This is a genomic window from Paenarthrobacter nitroguajacolicus (assembly GCF_051027655.1).
GTDB lineage: Bacteria > Actinomycetota > Actinomycetes > Actinomycetales > Micrococcaceae > Arthrobacter > Arthrobacter nitroguajacolicus.
This window is the reverse complement of sequence record NZ_CP073234.1, coordinates 4,382,224-4,402,091: the sequence shown is the minus strand read 5'-3', so window position 1 is coordinate 4,402,091 and position 19,868 is coordinate 4,382,224. Positions and strand designations below refer to the sequence as shown.

The following is a 19,868-nucleotide window of genomic DNA, read 5'->3' as shown; positions in this document are numbered from 1 at the left end:
TATTACGTGAGAGAGGATCGGTAGCCTAGGGTCATGACTTCCCAGCCGATCCGTACCGCCGTTGCAGGTTTTGGCCTCTCCGGCAGCGTCTTCCACGCGCCCTTCATCGCCAGCAACCCCGCGTACGAGCTAGCCGTCATCGCAACTTCGGACGAGGCGCGCCAGACGAAGGCGAAAGAGCGCTACCCGGCAACGCAGATCGTCAACACCCCTCAAGACATCCTGGCGCGGGCCGACCAACTGGATCTCGTCGTCCTGGGCACCCCGCCCGCAACCCACTTCCCCCTGGCGAAAGCTGCGCTGGAAGCCGGGCTCGACGTCGTCGTCGATAAACCGTTCACGGTCCGCAGTGCCGAGGGCGAGGAGCTGATTCAGCTGGCTGCGAAGCTGGGCCGCGTCCTCACCGTGTACCAAAACCGGCGCTGGGACGGTGACTCGCTCACCGTGAAAAAACTGCTCGACGCCGGAACGCTGGGTACCGTGACCAGGTTTGAGGTGGGCATGGAGCGCTGGGCGCCGGAGATCGCCAAGGCCTGGAAAGCCAGTGCCACGGCGGAAGACGGCGGTGGTGTCCTGTTCGATCTCGGCACCCACGTCCTCGATCTCACTCTCCGGTTCTTTGGGCCGGCCACCGTCACCTTCGCAGAAATCACGGCCCGCCGCCCACAGGAAAGCGCCGACGACGACGTCTTCCTGGCACTCCAGCATGAGTCGGGCGTGGTCAGCCACGTCACCATCAACCTCAACAGCCACCTTCATGGCCCGCGCTTCCGCGTCCTCGGCACGGAAGGTGGCTTCGTGAAGTTCGGCACCGACCCACAGGAGCCCTACGTGCTGGGCGGTGGGTTGCCTACAGACGCGGAGTACGGCGTCGAGCCTCCAGAAAACCACGGTACGTTTGAAGCGAACGGGCAGCGCACCACCATCCCCACGGAGCGAGGCGCCTACCCCGAGTTCTACCGCATGCTGGCGGAAAAGCTCGACGGCGGCGGCACCGCCTCCGCACTTCCGGTACCGGTGGATCCGGCCGACTCCGTTGCGGTGCTGAAGCTGATTGAGCAGGCTAGGGCGCTGGCGTAACGTCCGCGCTGGCAACCAGCGAATAGATGGCCTTGAGATCGCCATTGTCTTCAATCGGCTGACAACTCCCGGTCAGCTGGACGACATCAGCTGCGGCGTCTTGGTGGACCACCGTGACGGCTGTGAACTGCGCCAGCGAACCTGCCTGTGGGTGCGTGTAGCGTGCCTCGCGCACGTGCCAATCCCGGCCATTGATAACCACTGGCTCCGTGGCGAGCAGGACGGCGTCCGGCAGGGCGTCCAGGAACGAGTCCACGGATGCCGCGATATCCCGCAGCTGGTAGCCAGGCAAGCGGCGGGACACGGAGATCACCACATTTGCCGTGTAGCGACCTTCGGCGGCCGGGGCCATCAGGGCACCCAAGGCATCGGGGACCACTTGATGTGTCCAACCGGATGGTGGATTGAGTTTGATGGTGGGGTAGGCGGGGAAAGATGCGGACGGGAAAACCTGTTGCGACATTGGAGCCTTTCCGGCGGTGGTGTGGTGGCGAAGGTCAGTTGTTCAGGAAGTCGACGAATCCGGTCACGGAATCCACTAGTCCTTTGGGGCTGAGGGTGATCTGGCCACCCGCACCCAGTCCCAGTTCGGCGGTGAGCTTGGCTCCCGCGCCCAGAGTGAGCCCGTCTTCATCCACGGAAGCCGTAAAGAAGTGCCCCTCACCCGCTCCGGCGGCCACCGTCGCGTTGAACGTCAGTGTTTGGCCCAGGACTTCGACATACCGGCTCCCTGTCAGCTCCGCACCCGCTCCTGCGCTGAACGCAGTGCCTGAGACATCGCGGCCTTTGACGCTGATTTCGCCTTCGCCGGCGCTGGCCCAGGCCCCGGCGCGGAATTCTCCACCTTGCCCCAAGGCGAACAGCCCGCCAGCGAACTCGGTCTTGTTGTCCACGGTGAGTTTTTGACCCGCGAAGCCTTCACCACCAGCCGAAAACAGAAAGGGGCTGCTCGCGTTGGCGTGTGCGCTCGCCTCGACTCCAGTCATTGCACGCGTAGTGGAGGTGTTGCTGACCCAGCCGTCAAAGAAGTCGGATCGTATTGTGGTGACGTTTTCCGCGCCAGCGAATGCTTCACCGTTAACGTGGGCATTGGGAAGTCCGAGTCCGAATGGCACACTGGCCTCGAACTCGCCATCCGCGCGAGCGCCGACGAACGTTTCGTTGGTGATAGTTGTCGTGCCGGGCCCGAACCCGGTCTCTGCCGTCCAGGTCATTTCACCTCCGGTGGACGCCTTGCCGGATCCTCCGAACGCGATGCCGCCGGGACCAACGGAGCCGTGGGTTTCGCCCGTTGCTTGACTGTCGATTGAACCGCTGCCTTCCACGGTGACAGGGCCGTAGCTGGTGGGATCAAAAGTAAACCCGGGTGCCCCAGGGGTGCTCTTTCCCTGCCCTGTGGAAGGTCCCCCCTTGAGCCCTCCTCCGGGGCTGCCCGTGGAGGCTTGTTCCTGCTGCTCGGCGTTGAGTTTCAGGGCGCGGGCGTTGGTCCGGAGGCAAGCAGCTGCTGCTCCCAATCGTCCCTGCAGGTCGCTCTGCCACCGGCTTCTGAACTGGTCGGCGTCATTCCCCCGCCAGAAGTTGCCGTTCTGAATCAGCGCATTGAGCTGTTGTTGAAGCTTGGTGATCTTCTCCGCCTCGGAGTCCATCACGGCCGAAAGTCGTCGGAGATCTCCGACGTCCGCGCCCACCAATCCCTGTCCCACTAGGTACCCAACCCCATACGTATCCCCTGACGTAGTGATATGTCGATCGCCGGGCATCCATCGGGCCAGGCGTTTCCTGAGCATAGTTGGCTACGTCGGACGCGGCCATGGGGACCTCTAACCAGTGTGGATAAAGAGCAGCACGCCAAAGCCCTGAAAAAGAATTTTGGACAACGCGTAACCTCACCGACGCCGCGAACGATGTAAGGGGAGTGCGGGCCACGTCCGCACGCTGATCATCCGGTCGCGACCCAACCGCGGCCGGGGCAATCCCAAAATCGTTTGTCGGAGGGTTTCATGTCCTTGTTCACTATCCTTGCCACCAGCAAAGTCGCCGCGGGCGTCCTGGCTGCCGGAGCTGTAGCTGCCGGTGGAACCGGCGTCGCTGCCTTCAATGGCGCGCTTCCCACCGGAATCCAGCAATCCGCGCATGACCTCGTTGGCGCACCGGCCCCTGTTGCTGAGAAGGCCGCTGAAGCAGCCGATGCAGCCGAAACCGCCAAGACCAAGGCAACTGACGCCGTCGAGACCGCGCAGGCAACTGCAACCGAGGCTGCTGAAGCCGGCCAGGCCAAGGCCGCCGACGCCGTGTCCGATGCCACAGCAACGGTGGAAGACGCCACCTCCCCGGAGGCTTTTGGCCTCTGCACCGCACTCCTCAATGGCGGCCTGAAGTCTGACGCCAAGGTCCCCGGCTTCGAGTCCTTGACCATTGCTGCCGGTGGCGAGGCCAAGGTGGAGGCGCACTGCGAGGCTGTGGTGGAGGCGGGTAAGGCTGCCGGCCTGAAGGCTGACGGCTCGGCGACGGCAGAGGCCGACGTCGATGCTGCCGTGACGTCCGAACTGCCGGCAACGCCTGCTGTTCCTGCAGTGCCCGCTGTGCCGGGAGTTCCTGCCGTCCCCGCGACGCCCGCTGTCCCCGCAGTGCCTGCCGTCCCCGCGACCCCTGAGCTGCCGACACAGGTACCCACCGACGTTCCGGCTGCACCCCTCGATTCTGTCCGCTAAGCAAGCAGCGGTTACGGTTTAAGGGCGGGGCTCCTTGGCTTAGGACAGGGAGCCCCGCTACGTAGTGTGTGGGACGGAGGCATCCACGGGTGCTTGACCCTTTGGCTGATGAATATGTGCAGGCGGATCAGGACGATCCCGCCCTGCTCTTCACGGCTGCCTACAATAACTTCGCCGGACCGGTGTTTGGCTACCTCCGGGCACGGGGCGTGGACGACCCGGAGGCCGTGACGCAGGACGTCTTCCTCGCCCTGTATCCGAAGCTGGAAGCGCTCCACGGCGGGCTGCAAGGGGCAAAAACCCTGTTGTTCTCCATCGCGCATGCGCGGATGGTGGATCACTATCGCAAACGCGAACGAACGCCCGACGCGACGCCGTATGAACCGGACCTGGACGCGCGGCGGTCGCCATCGGCCGAAGACCAGGCCTTCGGACGGGTTGCAGGCCTGGGCGTCACTGAAATTTTGGACGACCTCCCCGACGATTATCGGGAGGTTCTGGCCCTCCGGGTCGTCGCCGACGTGTCGGTGGAAGATACGGCGGCGATCATGGGCAAGTCCCAGGGAGCCGTCAAGCAGCTACAGCGCAGGGCATTGAGTGCACTGAAGAAGCGTGCACTACTAAGGAACGGCACATCATGAGCGAACAACATACGCCTCGCGGACGTCATGACCAGCAGGCAATCGACTTCCTGTTGGCCGACGCCGGCCTCACAGGCGACGCCGACCTCCGCACTGAACTCCTCGAGCTCCGTTCCCTGGCGAACACTGCCCCTTTGCCGTCCGCAGCAGTCCGCGCGCTCATGGTCAGCAGCCCGTCCGCAGCCACCCAGCAGAGTACTGCCACCCAGCAGATCACAGCCACTCAGAGGATCACGACGGCGGACGGTCCGGCGGCGTCAGGGGGTGCACCGACGGCGGTACTCGCCACGGTTGCTGCGGAATCCGCTCCTGCGAACGACCTGCCTGTGAACGACCTGCCTGTTGACGAACTTGCCGCCCGGCGTCGGAAGAAGCGTCGGACGGCCATCGCAGGCCTCGCCGTAGCTGTGTCCTTGGCTGGCGGCGCGACCGCTGCCGTCGCTTCCGAGGGCGGCCTGCCGGGTGCTTTCCAGCACCTCGGGGCAGCCATCGGTTCGGTGGTCTCGCAACTAAACCCCGGTTCCGGCAGTGCCCCCCAGCCCGATGCCCCAGCCGGTACCAGCCCAGAGCCCTTGCCTGTCGGGGAAGAGCCGCAGCAAGCTCCTGCGACGGTCGTACCCCAGCCGACGCCCGCCGCGCCGGGCATCCCGGTGGTTCCCGCTCCTGAGCCGCAGCCCGGTGGAGCGTCGCCGCACACACCTAAGGCTCCGTCGCACAGGGAGCCCGGCAACGGCGTCATCCCCACACCGCCCGGGTTGCCTGTGACCCCACCGGAGATCGACCCTTCCAAGATTGATCCCTCAAAGCTCGGCCCTTCGGGCGTCCCCGTCCCGGTTCCCTCGGAGCTGATCCCGTCGCTCCCCGGAAAGCCCTAGTCTCCAGGCCCCAAACCTCCCCGCGAGATGGCACATAATGCCAATGTTCTTCGCGAACATTGGCGTTAAGTGCCATCTCGGCGCGTTAAACCACGACGGCGGGGTGCGGCTTCGCGTGGAAGCCGCACCCCGCCGTCGAGCTTGAAGCTATGCGGAGACCAGCGTGTGCCAGTCGTTGACGAGGGGCAGGTTGTGCGCCTCGGAAACGGAGTGGTGCGCCACGTGGCCTGCGGCGATATTGAGGCCGGCAGCCAGGGCGGGGTCGCGGTCGAAGGCGGCCTTGACGCCCAAGTTGGCCAGTGCCACGGCGTAGCGCAGGGTGACGTTGGTCAGTGCGTATGTGGAGGTGTTCGGAACAGCGCCAGGCATGTTGGCAACGCAGTAGAAGATCGAGTTGTGGACCTTGTACGTCGGTTCCTGGTGGGTGGTGGGGTGCGTGTCCTCGAAGCAGCCGCCCTGGTCAACAGCGATGTCCACCAGAACCGAGCCGGGCTTCATGCGGGCAACCAGTTCGTTGGTGACCAGCTTGGGAGCCTTGGCGCCCGGGATCAGGACGGAGCCGATCACCAGATCTGCGTCGATAACTGACTTCTCGATCTCGTAGGCGTTGGAGGCAACGGTCTTCAGGCGGCCCTGGTAGAGGGCGTCCAGTTCGCGCAGCCGGTTGATGTTGATGTCCATGATGGTGACATCAGCACCGAGGCCCAGCGCCATGGCGGCAGCGTTGGTTCCCGCAACGCCTGCGCCAAGGACAACAACCTTTGCCGGGCGCACGCCCGGTACCCCGCCGAGGAGGACGCCCTTGCCGCCGGCCGGAGCCATCAGCGAGGAAGCGCCAACCACGACGGACAGGCGGCCTGCGACCTCGGACATTGGGGCGAGCAGCGGAAGGTTGCGGCCTTCCTGAACGGTTTCGTAAGCGATGGCCGTGACGCCGGAGTTGATGAGCTCGGCGGTGAGCTCGGGCTCTGCGGCGAGGTGGAGGTAGGTGAAGAGGATGAGGCCCTTGCGGAAGCGGTGGTACTCGGCCGCGATGGGTTCCTTGACCTTCATGACCATGTCCGCGCGGGCCCAGACGTCATCTGCTTCGTTGACGATTTCGGCGCCGGCGATCGAGTATTCCTCGTCGGTGATGCCCGAGCCGAGGCCTGCGCCGCGTTCAACCAGAACGGTGTGTCCGTGGGTGCGGAACTCGTGGACACCGGCTGCCGTGATGGCTACGCGGAACTCGTTGTTCTTGATTTCTTTGGGGACACCGATGATCATGTGTGGGCTCCATCGTTAGCGGCCTCTTCGGCCGAAAAATGTGTTGCGGGCTGTGATTCCAGAATAGATCCGGCTGTGAGGCAGGCGACATGGACCCGGGGCCGCCCTCATGCGGAAAGTCCGGAAATCCAGGGATCTTTTGCCAGCCAGCTCGACATTTGTCGAGCACTGGAGCGTCAAGTGTCGCCTGCTGTTGGTACGCTTTACAGATGCTGCAGGACGTGGAACAGATCGTTGAACGCGTTGCCTTGAAGCTGGGCCGCGGACTGTCCCTGGAAGATCTCGACGGCGTTCTTCTCGCCTATAGCTCCAACCAGTCCCACGCCGACCGCGTTCGCGTGAACTTCCTCCTCAGCAAGCGGGTCCCCGGCGACGTCAGCGCCTGGCAACTCGCTCATGGCATCGCCACGGCGGTGCGACCCGTCGTCGTTCCTGCCAACGACGAACTCGGCATGCTGGGCCGCGTCTGCGTGCCACTTTTGGTCCGCGGTTTCCGTGTGGGGTACTTGTGGGTGCAGCTGGACCTTGAAGAGCAGAGTGCGACGGCGATACTCGCCGAACTGCCCGGCGTGCGGGACGAGCTGGACCTGTTGGCGGGCTTGCTCCTTGATTCCAATACGGCCGAATCGGAGTTCCGGCGAAGGCGTGAACAGGAGTTTCTGTCAGCCTGCGGGGGCGAATCGAACGCTGTGGCCGCCGTCGCGGGTTGGAAGGAAATCCAGGGGCGCGGTCCGTGGCAGTTGGTCACCATACTCGACCCGGATGGTGCGAGGTCCGACGTCGATCCTATTGCCGCTACCCTGACGCATCGATCAGCGGCGCTGCAGTCCACTATCGGCGTCAACGCCGCCTTGTTCAGCGCCGGAACGGAGACGCATTCGGTGGTCCTGTTCCGCGAGTCGGGCGGCCGGGCAGACCATGCCCAGGTGCTGGTGCATTATCAACTGGAGCTTGCGAAGCGCGCTGGCCGCAAGGTGGACAGGGTGATCCTGGGCATCAGTGAACCCTTCCAAGTCATCCGGCAGCTATCGGACGCTTACCGTCAATCGAAGGTTGCTGCGCAGGCGGCCGCCGTGGACCTCCCGCTAGGTGAGCTCGTGGACAGCCGGACCGTTGGTGTCTATCAACTTTTCGATCGTCTGGTGGCACCCGGAGGCTGGGATGACACAGGATCGGTGCATTTTCAGGCCCTTGAGGACCAGGACAAAAACGGCGAACTCCTGCCTGTCCTGGAACTGCTCTATGACAATGACGGCTCGGTGCAGGACGTCGCCGCCAAACTTCACCTCCACCGGAGCAGCATCTACAACCGGCTCGGCCGGATCCGCCAACTCATCGGTGCTGATCCGTTGAGTGGCGCGATCCGGCTCGAGTTACATGCGGCCTTGAAGGCGCGGCGCTGGGCCGGGCGGCCGCGGATCTGAGCCTACGAGCGCCGCAAACGCTGGCAGCTCCAACGTCCCATCCGGCGACGGAAAGCGGCAGTCCTGCTGCTGCTGCAGTACCGGCTATGCCACCCCGCGTGAGTGGAGGTACGGGGCAGGCGGGTGCTCAACCGAGGACCTTCTGGGCTGCGTCCAGGATGTCTTGAAGCGCAGATTCGCTGGGCTGGGGAGCCGAGGCGGCCTGCGGCTTGCTCGGCCGGGGCTTGGACGTCGGGGTTGCAGTTTCCGTTGGTGTGGGCGTCGGCGTCGGCGTTGGTGTGACCGTCGGGGTCGGTGAGGTTGTGGGCGTCGGAGTCGTGGGCGGTGTGGTGACCGTGTCCGACGGCACCTCGCTCGGCGCGGGAGCTGGCTGGGTGGGGGCTGGGCTTGTCACCCCAGGGACGGCCGGGACTGAGGAGGGGACAGCCGATGGAACCCAAACCGGGTTGGCAAGGGACACCTTCGGGGTCGGAGCCGGCGACGACGACCCGGCCGTGGGTGCCTCGGCTAATGTCGCGGGCTGGCCGGCTTCCGAGGACGCTGTGGCAAGTGACGAGGCTGATGGCGACGACGCTGATGGTGCGGAAGCCGTGGAATACGAGGCACTGGGTGCAGGGGCTGCGGAGCCCGAATTCCTGTCGGCACCGCTGGCTTCATGCGCAGGAGTTTCCTGACCGAAGAACGGAAGCTCAAGGGCTTGCCCGAGCGTCCCGGCCGTCAGTACTAGTCCAAGCGCGCCCGCAACCACGGCCATGCGCTGGCTCATGTGCTTCACCGACGCTGCTTTCCGAAGGGCGGCGTGGGGTTCGCGGCCGAAGGAAGAGGTGGACCCCACGCTGGACCTGGCCCCGGAGGGTGCCGCAGCGGGTGCGGCAGCCTGCCGGCGAACATCCTTGCGGCTTGCCAGTGCTGCCGACGCCGTTGCCGCGGCAGCAAGCTGCGCCTGAGACTTACCCCGAGGTGACTCGGTTTGCAGGGACTCGGTGCGGGGCGAGTCGTTGCTCGGTGACTCGGCGGCTTCGGGGGTGCTCGTGGATGCTTCGCGGGAAGGCACTACCGGAATGGCCGTCGTGGCAGGTTCCGGCGTTGAAGCCTGCACCACTGGAATTGCTGCGGTTGCGGGCTCCTGGGCGCTCAGCTCCTGAGGATCCGGCTCCACACCAGCAGGAGGCGCAATGGCAGGGGGCGCACTTGCCGGGGCCACAATGGGGATCGCCGCGGTAGGGGGTCCCGGTGTGGTCGACCTCCGAGCCGCTGGCTGAACAGTAGGTATCGCGGCAGTCATGGGTTCCGCCTGCTCGGACGGTTCGGGCGACGGCTGTGGGGCCGAGGCCTCAGGCGCAATCACGGCAAGGGCTGCACGCTCCCGCTCGGCTGCACGAATTTCCGCACGAGTGGCAGGCGCCGCCGTGGTGGGCATGGCCGCGGTGGCGGGTTCCGGCGTCGTGCCTGTGATAACCGTGCCTGTAACAGCAGCTTCAGTGTTAGTCGCGCCAGTGTCATCTGGGTTTCCGGTGGGGAATCCGCTGGCTTGGGCCCGACGGCGTCCGGTTGGCTTGGTGCGCTCGCCTTCAGTGTGGGCGCGGCGCGGCTGATCCATGGTTGGGGACATGGTGGTTGCCTCTCAACGCCTTCGAGGTTAGCTGTCGGGTTCGGACGAGGCCGTCCGGCCGCCTAAGCGGCTTCACCCCGAGGACTTGGATACCAAGCCCGGGAACTGTGGGTCCCCCGCCTCTGCCGCGGGTCTGGCGGATCCCGGATTGCGGCAGAGCTCGGCGTCAATCCGGAAGCGGCCCAGCGGACATACGGGTCGCTCTACGACGGTACATGAGCCGGAAAGTAAAGTCACATTAATGTAACGGGCGGTAGGGCCTGCCCAACCGAGGGGTTTCTATGACTTAGGCTTCGGTGCCGGTGAGGGAGTCGGCAACTCATGCTGGATCCTCTGGATCGAGCGAGATATCCATGGCCTAACACTAGCTTCGCGGTGCACCGGCAGGTAGACATTGTCTATGGACCTGCCTGTGATGCCACCCGTCTCGCCCATGCTCGCCAAATCCGTTCCGACCATCCCGGATGTTGGGCACTACGAACCCAAGTGGGACGGATTCCGGACCATCGTCTTCAAGGATGGCGACGAGATCATCCTGGGCAGCCGCAACGAGAAGCCAATGACCCGCTACTTCCCCGAAGTGGTGGAGGCTCTCAGGAAGAACCTGCCGGACAAATGCGTGATCGACGGCGAGATCGTGCTGATCGAGGGCAAGAGGCTCGAATTCGAGGTACTCCAGCAAAGGATCCATCCCGCCGACAGCCGCGTGAGGATGCTCGCCGAGAAGACTCCGGCTTCCATGATTGCGTTCGACATCCTGGCGCTGGGCGACGAGAACCTCATGGACAAGCCGTTCTCCGAGCGCCGCGCCATCTTGGAGCGTGCGCTCGCCAAGGCCGAGCCGCCTGTCTATGTGACCCCCGCAGTGACGGATCTCGAGCGGGCGCAGGAATGGTTCGTGCAATTGGAAGGCGCGGGACTGGACGGGGTGCTGTCCAAGCCGTTGACCGGGGCCTATCAACCCAACAAGCGCGTGATGTTCAAAACCAAACACGAGCGCACGGCGGATTGTGTGGTGGCCGGATTCCGCTGGCACAAGACCGCGAAGGTTGTTGGCTCGATGCTGCTCGGCCTTCACGATGACACTGGCCGCCTGCATCACGTGGGAGTGGTGGCATCGTTCCCCATGGCCCGGAGGGAGGCCCTGGTGGCCGAGCTTGAGCCGTATCAAGTCGAACTCAGCGAGCATCCCTGGGGTGAGTGGGCCAACCAGGACGAAGCTGCCGGGGGTTCACGCATGCCCGGCGCGCAAAGCCGGTGGAGCGGGGGCAAGGATTTCTCGTTCGTGCCCCTGCGCCCCGAACTCGTGATCGAAGTGAAGTACGACTACATGGAAGGCGATAGGTTCCGGCACACCACGCAGTTCCGTAGGTGGCGGCCGGACAGGACCCCCGAGAGCTGCACGTACTCGCAACTGGAGGAGCCCGCTGAATACGATCTCGGGGAGATCCTGCAGCTGCCGAACAGCTAGGACGTTGCCAACCCGCTGCTATGTCGCTGGGTACCAACGGAGCCGCGGGTTGGCGACTGTGTTACTCCTCGTGGCCTTGATCGCTGCTCATGCTGCCCTCGGCCGGCGGGGTTTCTCCGGGAGGGACTCCGCCGCCCGGCTCCAGGCCAGTGACGTTGCCGTCGAGGGGATCGGGGTTGGCGGATGCGGCGGGGTCCTCGTCCTCATCCTGGCGCATGTCGGGATCCTCGTGGATGCTGTCGGCATCGGACGTAGTGTCGTACGGTCCCGTAGCGCCGGTGGCGCCGAAGCCCTGGGTTTCCTCATTCGAGTCTTTGTCGGTCACGATCAGCCCTTTCGTAAGCAAACTTACTAATGTGCATGCTCCGCCAGCCTAACCGGGACCGGCTAACCCAACAAGATGAGCCAACAAACCGAGCCCGCAACCCAACCCAACAAGGGACCCCAACTCAGGGGCCGGCGTCGTGCCTCAGTGCTCAACGGTGGGCCGTCGTGGCGGTGACAAAGCTCCGGATGGCATCCGCCACAGCCTTGGGGCGCATGTGCTGCGCCACGTGCCCGACCCCCGGAATCTCCACCAAACGCCCCTGCGCGACTGCCCTTGATAGCCGCAGCGCCCAGTCCGGTCCTGCCACATGGTCGCGGCTGCCCCGCAGAATCAGCACTGGCACGTGGACGCCGGCGAGCCGTTTCTCCGTGGGGTAGCTCATCATGACCGGCAATTCGGTGAGGTACCAGCGCGGGCCGCAACGGATGTAGTCGGAGATGACTATCAAGTTGGACGTGGGGCTTTCGCGGAGTACTCCGTCGAGGGACAGGGCAAGCGACTGCCGCCACACATTCTTGTGCCGTGAATCGACCACCGGCCCCATCAGCACCAACTGCCGGACCTGCTCCGGGGCATGCAAGGCCGCTTCTATGGCGAATTGGGCGCCCATCGAGTGGCCCACCAGCACATAGGAATCGATGCCGCAGCTTTTGAGTGCCTCGGCAATGAAAGCGCCGTAATCCTCCACGGACAGCTGGCGGCCGGGCTTGGGTGTGCCGCCAAAACCGGGCAGGTCCAACGAATAGGTAGGCGCGTTCGAGGCCAGGACTCCATGCAAGCGCGCCAGGTACCGATGCGACACGCCAATGCCGTGAATCAAGATGTATGCCGGCTCATTCCGGGGCTCTGCGCCCTGTTCCGGCAGAGGCGTGCCCTCGGTCCAGAGAATCCGTCCGGTCAGGCCCATCACGTCGACGTCGGCGGACAGGAGTGTTGCCGCTTTGGAGCGCGCCTTGCCCAGCGCGTTCACTGGTTCTCCAAGCGCTGCAGGAACACGGGAGCCCCTGGCCCGCTCACTTCGTGGGCTCCGATGGGCCGACCGGAGACGGCTAACAGCAGGGCCAGGGCGGAGCCTTCAACAACCGGACCGTTGCCATGGCGGAATGACGTGTCAGTTGCTACCAAGCGCCAGCCCTCAGCGATTTCCTTACCGCCACCCATTTTGGTGGCGGTCTTCACTTGGTAGCTAAGGGCGGTGGCCACGTGCTCGGCGGGGTAGTCGCGGTGGATCCCCAAAGGGCGCCGGATATCCTCTCCGTGGACGAACGCCTCAACCAGCCGGGTAGCCAAGCTTGCCGGCGGGCCCGAGGTCCGCGAAAGCACCGCGCGCAGCCCGTTCAACGTCTGCGCAGGTTCTCGTGTCTTTTCGCGCTCCACACCTACGGCGTTATCACGGTCAAAGTCCATTCGGGAGGCAATCAGCCGGCGGATGAAGTTCAACCTCGTCGTCTTGGCGCTGTCGATTACATGAGCAAGGACGTCGTGCACGTTCCAACCGGCACACAACGACGGCGTCTGCCATTGTGCTGCCGGAAGCGGATCCAAATCCTGCAACAGGGCACGGCGTTCATGGTGCACCACGGGCCAGACGGTGGAAGGTTTGCTTGAAGCCATACCGCTATTGAACAGCATGCTGGCGACTCGGGGCGGCTAGCCGTGGGAATCGGTGGATTCGTCAGCTCCTGCGCTCGCCTCGGCCTGCTGCCTCTTCTTCTGCGTTTCCAGCCAAGCCATGATGGCAGCCTGCCGGATCCGACGATGCGTTCCCCGGTACTCCACGGGGATCTCGCCGCGGTCGGTCATGTTGCGCAGATAGGTGTGAGAGATGCCCGCGAGCTCTGCGGCCTGCGATGTGGTGAGCATTTCCTCGACGCTGCTCACCGTCACCGTTTCGCCGCGGCTCAGTCTCGCGAGGAGATCGACGACGGCGTCCCTCGCCTGGGTCGGTAGGCGGTGGACCGTGCCATCCACGAACACGGTGATGTCGTTGCTGTCCTCAAGGGAGCGCGCCAGATTCCGGGCGTCATCGGCGGGGAGGCCAGCCGTGACGCGGGGAGCTATCAATGCCATGGCAGAAGCCTAGCCTGTGCGGGTGGGCTGCCCATTTCGGGGGTTCCCTGCGGGCAGTGCCGTGCGCACGGCACTATTGGCAGGGAACCATCGAAACGGCCGCCCGGCAAAAACTACTCCGCGTCCAGGTCCGTCTCCAGCAGCTTCACCAGTGCGTCCAGCGCAGCGTCGGCTCCGTCGCCCTCGGCCCGCAGCACAACGACGTCGCCCTTAGCGGCGCCGAGGGTCATGAGCGAAAGGATGCTGGCGGCGTCGAGCGCGTCATCGGCAGGTTCGCCTTGCATGGCAATGGTGACCTCCACGGGCTGCTCGCCGGCGGCTTCCGCGAACAGGGCGGCAGGCCGGGCGTGCAGGCCGGAGCGGCTGGCGATGGTGGCTGTGCGTTCGGGCATGGTTTCTCCTTCGACGGAAACAAACAGAGGTTAGAGGCCGAGTTCTTCGAGGACGGGGAGCTTGGCGCGGACCCAGTCGCGGGCTTCGAGGGCACTCGGCGCAGACAAAGCGAGCTGTGCGAGTTCCTGCGCCTGCTCAAGGGTGACGGTTTTCAGCACAGTCCCGACGGCGGCCAAGGAGCGCGCGGTCATCGACAGTGTGGTGACGCCCAGGCCGGTCAGTACGACGGCGAGGGCCGGGTCGGCGGCTGCCTCACCGCAGACACCCACGGGCTTGGCAGTACCTTCGCGACCAGAGCTTTCCTGCTCCGCACCTTCGACGGTGAGCTGCACGAGCCGAAGCACGGCAGGCTGCCACGGAGTGTTGAGTTCGGCGAGGGGGCCGAGTTGGCGGTCGGCGGCCATGGCGTACTGGGTGAGGTCGTTGGTGCCCAAAGAGGCGAAACCGACTTCGCGCAGCACGGTGGCGGCGGTCAGCGCGGCAGAGGGAACTTCCACCATGACACCCGGCGTTTGGATTCCGGCGGCGGCACACAGGGAGGCGAACCGTCCGGCTTCGGCGGCCGTGGAGATCATGGGGGCCATGACCCAAACGTCTGCCTCGGACTCCCCGGCTGCCCGGGCGATGGCCTCGAGCTGCCGCTCCAGGACGCCTGGCGTGGTGAAATCGGTGCGATAGCCGCGGACACCCAGTGCTGGGTTGGGCTCGGTGGCATCCGTGAGGAAGGGGAGTGGCTTGTCGGCGCCCGCGTCAAGCGTGCGGAGGACCACCTTCTTGCCCGGGAACGCGTCGAAGACGGCTTTGTAGGCTGCGGCTTGCTCGTCCACGGAGGGTTCGGTGTCGCGCTCCAGGAAGCAGAACTCCGTGCGGAACAGGCCCACTCCCTGGGCACCCAAAGCGGCAGCTGCCACGGCGTCCTTGGCTCCACCGACGTTGGCGAGGAGCGGCACCAAGTGGCCGTCCGCCGTCGTGCCGTTTCCGTCGAATTCGGCGAGGGTGGCGGAGGTTTCCGCCCAGGCCGTAGCGGCCGCACGGTGCTCGTCGGTGGGCGAAACGGCAATGAAGCCAGCCGCGCCGTCCACGTACACTTCGGTTCCATCCGCGATGTCGTCAACACCATGGGCTGCAACCACGGCGGGCAGGCCGAGCGAACGCGCAATGATGGCCGTGTGGGACTGTGGGCCGCCGCCTGAGGTCACCAGCGCCTGAACCACCGCGGGATTCAGTGTTGCGGTGTCGGCGGGAGCGAGGTCCTCGGCCACCAGGATGAAGGGCGTGTCGGAGGCAGGAATGCCGGGAGCGGGAACGCCGCGAAGTTCGGCCACGATGCGGGCGCGGACATCGAGCACGTCGGTGGCACGCTCGGCCATGTAGCCGCCCAGGTTGTGCAGCATTTCGGAGACGGACGCGCCGGCTTCCCAGATGGCCCTCTCTGCAGAGGAGCCGGCGTTGATGAGCTTGCTCGCGGATTTCAGGAGCATGGTGTCTTTGGCCATGAGGGCTGTGGCTTCGAGGACGGCCTTGCCGTCGCCGGAAGCGCTGTCCGCACGTCCCTTGAGTTCGTCATGGACGGCTTGCGCAGCCGCTTTCAAGCCCGCGACGGCGTCTTCCGGGCTCACGTCCGCAGCCAATCGATCTCCCGACGGCGGCTCACTCACCGGCTTGGGCATCTGGCGGACGGAACCAATGATACGGCCAGGGCTTACCCCTACTCCTTGGAAATTCTGCACTGAATCCTCTGTTCCTGCTTGTTGGTTCAGGCCCTCCGGCGACGGCACCGGGAGCCTCGAAAACTAGCCTACAAAATTCCTTTGTGAGCCACTTCATATAGCAACGCTATAGGTGCTAGGGTAGCGGTTATGAGTTTCGATGACCAGCTTCCGCCTAAAATTCGGTTGCTTCGCGCAGCTGCCGAATTGCTGGCGAATTCGGAGGGGTCAGCAGTCTCGACGCGCCAGATCACCAAGCTTGCCGGGGTTACGGCGCCAACGCTCTACCACCACTTTGGCGACAAAGAAGGCCTGTTCGACGCCGTCGTATCAGCCGGATTTGAAGAGTATGTGGCGGGGGAGCGGGATTTTGCGCCGTCCGGGGAGCCCTTGGAAGACGTCCGGCGAATGTGGGATAACCACGTTCAGTTCGGGCTGAGCCAACCCCATCTTTACCTGGTCATGTTCGGCAACATCAGGCCGGAGAGTCGCCCGGCAATCGTGGCCGATGCTGAAGCGCTTCTGGAGGAGATGCTGAACAAGGCCGCCATCGCCGGTCAGATCAACGTGCCGCCCCGGGAAGCAGCGCGGAGCATCCTTGCGGCCAACGTGGGCGTCACGCTCATGCTGATCGCTGAACCGGTGGAGGAACGGAATCTCGAGCTCTCAACCATGACCCGGGATTCCATGATTTTTGCCGTCTCCACGGACACCGCCCGTGGCGCCGCAGCGGAGGACTCCGGTAAGTCCTCGGTAGTTGTTGCGGCAATCGCCCTGAATGCGGCACTGCAGGCCTCGCATTCGGACCAACTTTCCAGCTCTGAACTGAAGCTCTTCCTTGAATGGCTTCACCGCATTTCCAGCAGCTCCTAAGGCTGCGCTCTCTCGATCTATATCGACTGACCCCGCGCCGCCGCGGGACACACGTTAGGAATTCACATGGCAACAGAGACAGTTGCGAAGCCCCGCACCAGCGTGCGCGTTGGTGTCCAAAAGTTCGGAACATTCCTGTCCGGCATGATCATGCCCAACATCGGCGCCTTCATAGCCTGGGGCCTCATCACGGCCCTGTTCATCGAGAAGGGCTGGATTCCAGTCGCGGAACTGGGCGGTTTCGGCACGAACGCCGAGGGTGATCCCAACGTGGGCATTGTCGGTCCAATGGTCACGTACCTCCTTCCGATCCTGATCGCCTACACAGGCGGCCGGATGGTTTACGACGTCCGGGGCGGCGTGGTCGGTGCCATCGCAACCATGGGCGTCATCGCAGGTACTGACGCGCCGATGTTCATCGGGGCCATGATCATGGGCCCGCTGGGTGCCTGGACCATGAAGAAGATCGATGCCCTGTGGGACGGCAAGATCCGCCCCGGTTTCGAGATGCTGGTCAACAACTTCTCTGCCGGCATATGGGGCGCGTTGTTGGCTTTGGGCGGCTTCTACGGCCTTTCCTGGGTAGTCCAGCGCTTCACTGACGGCGCCGGTGCCGTTGTGGGGTTCCTGGTCAACAACGGTCTGCTGCCACTGACCAGCATTTTCATCGAGCCGGCCAAGGTCCTCTTCCTCAACAACGCCATCAACCACGGCGTGCTCACTCCACTTGGCATCCAGCAGTCGCTGGAACAGGGCAAGTCCATCCTGTTCCTGCTCGAAGCCAACCCCGGGCCCGGCATGGGCATCCTGCTGGCCTACATGTTCTTCGGCCGCGGCGCCGCGAAGGCGTCGGCTCCCGGTGCTGCGATCATCCACTTCCTCGGTGGTATCCACGAGATCTACTTCCCGTATGTCCTGATGAAGCCCATCCTGATCCTCGCTGCCATTGGTGGTGGCATGACAGGCATCGCGACCCTGGCCATCACCAATTCCGGCCTGGTTGCTCCTGCCGCGCCGGGTTCCATCATCGCGGTGCTGGCCCAGACGTCACGTGACAGCTACGTTGGTGTGATTCTTGCCGTCATCCTGGCCACGGCCGTGTCCTTCCTCATTGCCGCAGTCATCCTGCGCACGTCCAAGAACAAGGGTGAGGACGACCTCTCCGCAGCTACGTCCCGCATGGAGGCCATGAAGGGCAAGAAGAGCTCCGTCTCCTCGGCACTTACCGGTAACAACGCTGGTGCCCAGGCCGGTACCGTCCTCACTCGCCCCGTCCAGAACATCGTGTTCGCTTGCGACGCCGGGATGGGTTCCAGTGCCATGGGCGCCTCGGTCCTGCGCAATAAGATCAAGGCGGCCGGCTTCCCGGAGGTCAAGGTCACCAACTCGGCCATCGCCAACCTCAACGACAGCTACGACGTTGTGGTCACGCATCAGGACCTGACCGAACGGGCGCAGCCGAGGACGGCCAGCGCCGTTCACTTCTCGGTGGACAACTTCATGAACAGCCCCAAGTACGACGACATTGTTGAGCTGGTTCGGAGCAGCAACAGTGAAGGCGCTGCAGCTGAAACAGGCACGACGGCGGAATCCACCGCCGGAGCCCAGCCCACCGCCGCCGCCACTTCAGTAGCCGCCGGCCACGGTGCGCATGTCGCCGAGCCGGTTGCCGCCGTCGAAGGTCAAGCCGCCGAAGGTAAAGGTGTCCTGCTCCGCGAAAGCGTGGTCCTGAACGGCTCTGCAACCGACCGTGATGCAGCGATCGACGAGGCCGGCAAGCTCCTGCTGGATCGCGGTGCCGTTGATGTCAGCTACGTCCACGCGATGCACGAGCGCGAAGAATCCGTGTCCACGTACATGGGCAGCTTCCTGGCGATCCCGCACGGCACCAACGATGCCAAGGAGCACATCAACCACTCGGCGGTGTCCATCATCCGTTACCCGGAGGGCATCGACTGGGGCGGCAAGCAAGTGAAGTTCGTGGTCGGCGTGGCTGGCCTCAACAATGAGCACCTCCACATCCTGTCCTCGATTGCGAAGATCTTCACCAGCAAGGCACAGGTGGCCCAGTTGGAGGAAGCGACCACGGTTGATGAAGTTTTGGAGCTGTTCGGAAAGGTCAACGCATAGTGAAGGCAGTTCATTTTGGGGCAGGCAACATCGGGCGTGGCTTCGTGGGGCTGCTGCTTCACGAGGCCGGCTATGAGGTGGTGTTCGCGGATGTTGCGGACGCGCTGATCAGCCAGCTCGCCTCGGCAAGCAGCTACGACGTCCACGAGGTGGGCGAGAACCCGGCGGTCAAGACCGTTAGCGGCTTCCGTGCCTTCAATTCCGCTTCGCAGGAAGCTGCTGTTGTGGAGGAAATCTCGACGGCGGATGTGCTCACCACTGCTGTGGGGCCGCACATCCTGAAGTTCGTGGCACCGGTGATCGCCCGCGGGCTGGCCGCCCGGCCCGCGGACTTGCCACCCCTTCAGGTCATGGCCTGCGAGAACGCCATCAACGCCACGGACCTCCTCCACACGGAGATCCGGGCGGCCTGGGACGACTCCGCCGGCGAGCTGGACACCGTCGCGGTTTTTGCCAACACCGCAGTGGACCGCATCGTCCCTAACCAAGCACCGGGCCAGGGCCTGGACGTCACGGTGGAGACGTTCTACGAGTGGGTCATCGACCGTACGCCGTTCGGTGGCAACGCGCCGAACATCCCCGGAGCCACCTTCGTGGATGAGCTGGGCCCGTACATCGAACGCAAGCTGTTCACGGTCAACACCGGTCACGCGTCGGCGGCGTATTTCGGTTACCAGGCCGGGCTGGCGAAGATCTCCGATGCCATGGCGGATCCGACTGTTGCCGCGAAGGTCCGGGCGGTGCTGGAGGAAACCAAGGAACTGCTGGTGGCCAAGCACGGGTTCGTTGAGGCCGAGCAGGAGGCCTATGTGCAGAAGATCCTGTCCCGTTTCACCAACCCGCACCTGCCGGACACCGTAAATCGAGTGGGCCGGGCGCCCTTGCGGAAGCTCAGCCGACACGAGCGGTTCATCGGTCCCGCCGCGGAGTTGGCCGAGCGTGGCGTGACGCCGGTGGCCCTGCTCGAGGCGATGTCCGCGGCCCTTCGTTTCGACGACGGCAACGACGACGAAGCCGTGGAGCTCGCCAACATGCTGACCGACTTGGACCCGGCTGCCGCCGTCGAGCGCATCACGGAACTTACGCCGTCGCACCCGCTGTTCCCGGCCGTCCAAAAGCTCGTGGAGGATCGTCAGGCCGAAGCGTAAGCGCCACCCGAAAGTAACAAAGGCTCTCCGGCGGGAGAAAAACAAGTGAGTTCCGTCACTTTTGCTCGCTGGAGAGCCTTTCGGTTTTGAAGTTAGCCTCACCTTACTAATAGAGTCAAAAAGCAATTAGGCAACAC

General features: G+C 64.4%; 19 protein-coding genes and 1 riboswitch. Of the genes, 9 read left to right on the top strand and 10 right to left on the bottom strand.

What is annotated here, in order from left to right:
* Positions 1 to 33 precede the first annotated feature (33 nt).
* Positions 34 to 1,080 carry a Gfo/Idh/MocA family protein gene (locus KCX59_RS20720; RefSeq protein ID WP_179016819.1) on the top strand — a complete coding sequence of 349 codons (1,047 nt, stop codon included), beginning with the start codon at positions 34 to 36 and terminating at the stop codon, positions 1,078 to 1,080.
* On the opposite strand, the gene KCX59_RS20715 is transcribed toward KCX59_RS20720, so the two are convergent.
* A complete protein-coding gene (locus KCX59_RS20715; protein ID WP_178993682.1) occupies positions 1,064 to 1,543 on the bottom strand; it encodes a hypothetical protein in 480 nt (159 codons plus the stop codon). The genes KCX59_RS20720 and KCX59_RS20715 overlap by 17 nt on opposite strands.
* A 34-nt stretch (positions 1,544 to 1,577) precedes the next feature.
* Complete coding sequence (locus KCX59_RS20710; RefSeq protein ID WP_179016821.1) at positions 1,578 to 2,783, bottom strand: WXG100 family type VII secretion target; 1,206 nt, start codon at positions 2,781 to 2,783, stop codon at positions 1,578 to 1,580.
* Positions 2,784 to 3,080: 297 nt separating this feature from the next.
* Here KCX59_RS20710 and KCX59_RS20705 point away from each other — a divergent pair, with 297 nt between their 5' ends.
* The 3 genes from KCX59_RS20705 to KCX59_RS20695 all read left to right on the top strand — a co-directional run bounded on the left by KCX59_RS20705 (position 3,081) and on the right by KCX59_RS20695 (position 5,307).
* Complete coding sequence (locus KCX59_RS20705) at positions 3,081 to 3,791, top strand: hypothetical protein (protein ID WP_179016823.1); 711 nt, start codon at positions 3,081 to 3,083, stop codon at positions 3,789 to 3,791.
* An 89-nt stretch (positions 3,792 to 3,880) separates the two neighbouring features.
* Positions 3,881 to 4,432: an RNA polymerase sigma factor gene (locus tag KCX59_RS20700; RefSeq protein ID WP_179016825.1), complete on the top strand. Its 552-nt coding sequence runs from the start codon at positions 3,881 to 3,883 to the stop codon at positions 4,430 to 4,432.
* Complete coding sequence (locus tag KCX59_RS20695; protein WP_179016827.1) at positions 4,429 to 5,307, top strand: hypothetical protein; 879 nt, start codon at positions 4,429 to 4,431, stop codon at positions 5,305 to 5,307. Before KCX59_RS20700 ends, KCX59_RS20695 begins: the two co-directional genes overlap by 4 nt.
* 147 nt (positions 5,308 to 5,454) lie before the next feature.
* On the opposite strand, the gene ald is transcribed toward KCX59_RS20695, so the two are convergent.
* The gene (ald, locus tag KCX59_RS20690) at positions 5,455 to 6,573 is read right to left on the bottom strand and encodes an alanine dehydrogenase (RefSeq protein ID WP_179016829.1); all 1,119 of its coding nucleotides are present in this window, start codon (positions 6,571 to 6,573) and stop codon (positions 5,455 to 5,457) included.
* Positions 6,574 to 6,782: 209 nt separating this feature from the next.
* Here ald and KCX59_RS20685 point away from each other — a divergent pair, with 209 nt between their 5' ends.
* Positions 6,783 to 7,997 (top strand): PucR family transcriptional regulator, encoded by a 1,215-nt coding sequence (locus KCX59_RS20685; RefSeq protein WP_179016831.1) that lies wholly within the window; start codon positions 6,783 to 6,785, stop codon positions 7,995 to 7,997.
* A 127-nt stretch (positions 7,998 to 8,124) separates the two neighbouring features.
* On the opposite strand, the gene KCX59_RS20680 is transcribed toward KCX59_RS20685, so the two are convergent.
* Positions 8,125 to 9,609 (bottom strand): hypothetical protein, encoded by a 1,485-nt coding sequence (locus KCX59_RS20680; RefSeq protein ID WP_179016833.1) that lies wholly within the window; start codon positions 9,607 to 9,609, stop codon positions 8,125 to 8,127.
* A 2-nt stretch (positions 9,610 to 9,611) separates the two neighbouring features.
* Positions 9,612 to 9,758: riboswitch (cyclic di-AMP (ydaO/yuaA leader) on the bottom strand.
* A gap of 251 nt (positions 9,759 to 10,009) precedes the next feature.
* Between KCX59_RS20680 and KCX59_RS20675 the strand changes: the two genes are divergently transcribed.
* Complete coding sequence (locus KCX59_RS20675; protein WP_091463708.1) at positions 10,010 to 11,080, top strand: ATP-dependent DNA ligase; 1,071 nt, start codon at positions 10,010 to 10,012, stop codon at positions 11,078 to 11,080.
* A gap of 61 nt (positions 11,081 to 11,141) precedes the next feature.
* Here the strand turns inward: KCX59_RS20675 and KCX59_RS20670 are convergent, their stop codons facing one another.
* The 6 genes from KCX59_RS20670 to ptsP all read right to left on the bottom strand — a co-directional run bounded on the left by KCX59_RS20670 (position 11,142) and on the right by ptsP (position 15,601).
* On the bottom strand, positions 11,142 to 11,405 hold the full coding sequence (locus KCX59_RS20670) for a DUF6480 family protein (RefSeq protein WP_370629160.1): 264 nt from the start codon (positions 11,403 to 11,405) through the stop codon (positions 11,142 to 11,144).
* A gap of 151 nt (positions 11,406 to 11,556) precedes the next feature.
* Complete coding sequence (locus tag KCX59_RS20665; protein WP_179016873.1) at positions 11,557 to 12,315, bottom strand: alpha/beta fold hydrolase; 759 nt, start codon at positions 12,313 to 12,315, stop codon at positions 11,557 to 11,559.
* A 59-nt stretch (positions 12,316 to 12,374) separates the two neighbouring features.
* The gene (locus KCX59_RS20660; protein WP_179016837.1) at positions 12,375 to 13,040 is read right to left on the bottom strand and encodes a maleylpyruvate isomerase family mycothiol-dependent enzyme; all 666 of its coding nucleotides are present in this window, start codon (positions 13,038 to 13,040) and stop codon (positions 12,375 to 12,377) included.
* Between the two features lie 18 nt (positions 13,041 to 13,058).
* Complete coding sequence (locus tag KCX59_RS20655; RefSeq protein WP_178993664.1) at positions 13,059 to 13,478, bottom strand: helix-turn-helix domain-containing protein; 420 nt, start codon at positions 13,476 to 13,478, stop codon at positions 13,059 to 13,061.
* Between the two features lie 113 nt (positions 13,479 to 13,591).
* On the bottom strand, positions 13,592 to 13,870 hold the full coding sequence (locus tag KCX59_RS20650; RefSeq protein ID WP_089596564.1) for an HPr family phosphocarrier protein: 279 nt from the start codon (positions 13,868 to 13,870) through the stop codon (positions 13,592 to 13,594).
* 30 nt (positions 13,871 to 13,900) lie between these two features.
* Positions 13,901 to 15,601, bottom strand: a complete 1,701-nt coding sequence (gene ptsP, locus KCX59_RS20645) for a phosphoenolpyruvate--protein phosphotransferase (RefSeq protein ID WP_179016839.1) — start codon at positions 15,599 to 15,601, stop codon at positions 13,901 to 13,903.
* Between the two features lie 129 nt (positions 15,602 to 15,730).
* Between ptsP and KCX59_RS20640 the strand changes: the two genes are divergently transcribed.
* The 3 genes from KCX59_RS20640 to KCX59_RS20630 all read left to right on the top strand — a co-directional run bounded on the left by KCX59_RS20640 (position 15,731) and on the right by KCX59_RS20630 (position 19,731).
* Positions 15,731 to 16,453 carry a TetR/AcrR family transcriptional regulator gene (locus tag KCX59_RS20640; protein ID WP_017198635.1) on the top strand — a complete coding sequence of 241 codons (723 nt, stop codon included), beginning with the start codon at positions 15,731 to 15,733 and terminating at the stop codon, positions 16,451 to 16,453.
* A 66-nt stretch (positions 16,454 to 16,519) separates the two neighbouring features.
* Positions 16,520 to 18,583 (top strand): PTS mannitol transporter subunit IICBA, encoded by a 2,064-nt coding sequence (locus KCX59_RS20635; RefSeq protein ID WP_178993658.1) that lies wholly within the window; start codon positions 16,520 to 16,522, stop codon positions 18,581 to 18,583.
* Positions 18,583 to 19,731, top strand: coding sequence for a mannitol-1-phosphate 5-dehydrogenase (locus KCX59_RS20630; RefSeq protein WP_179016841.1), 1,149 nt, complete (start codon positions 18,583 to 18,585; stop codon positions 19,729 to 19,731). The genes KCX59_RS20635 and KCX59_RS20630 overlap by 1 nt, the downstream gene beginning before the upstream one ends.
* Positions 19,732 to 19,868: the final 137 nt, after the last annotated feature.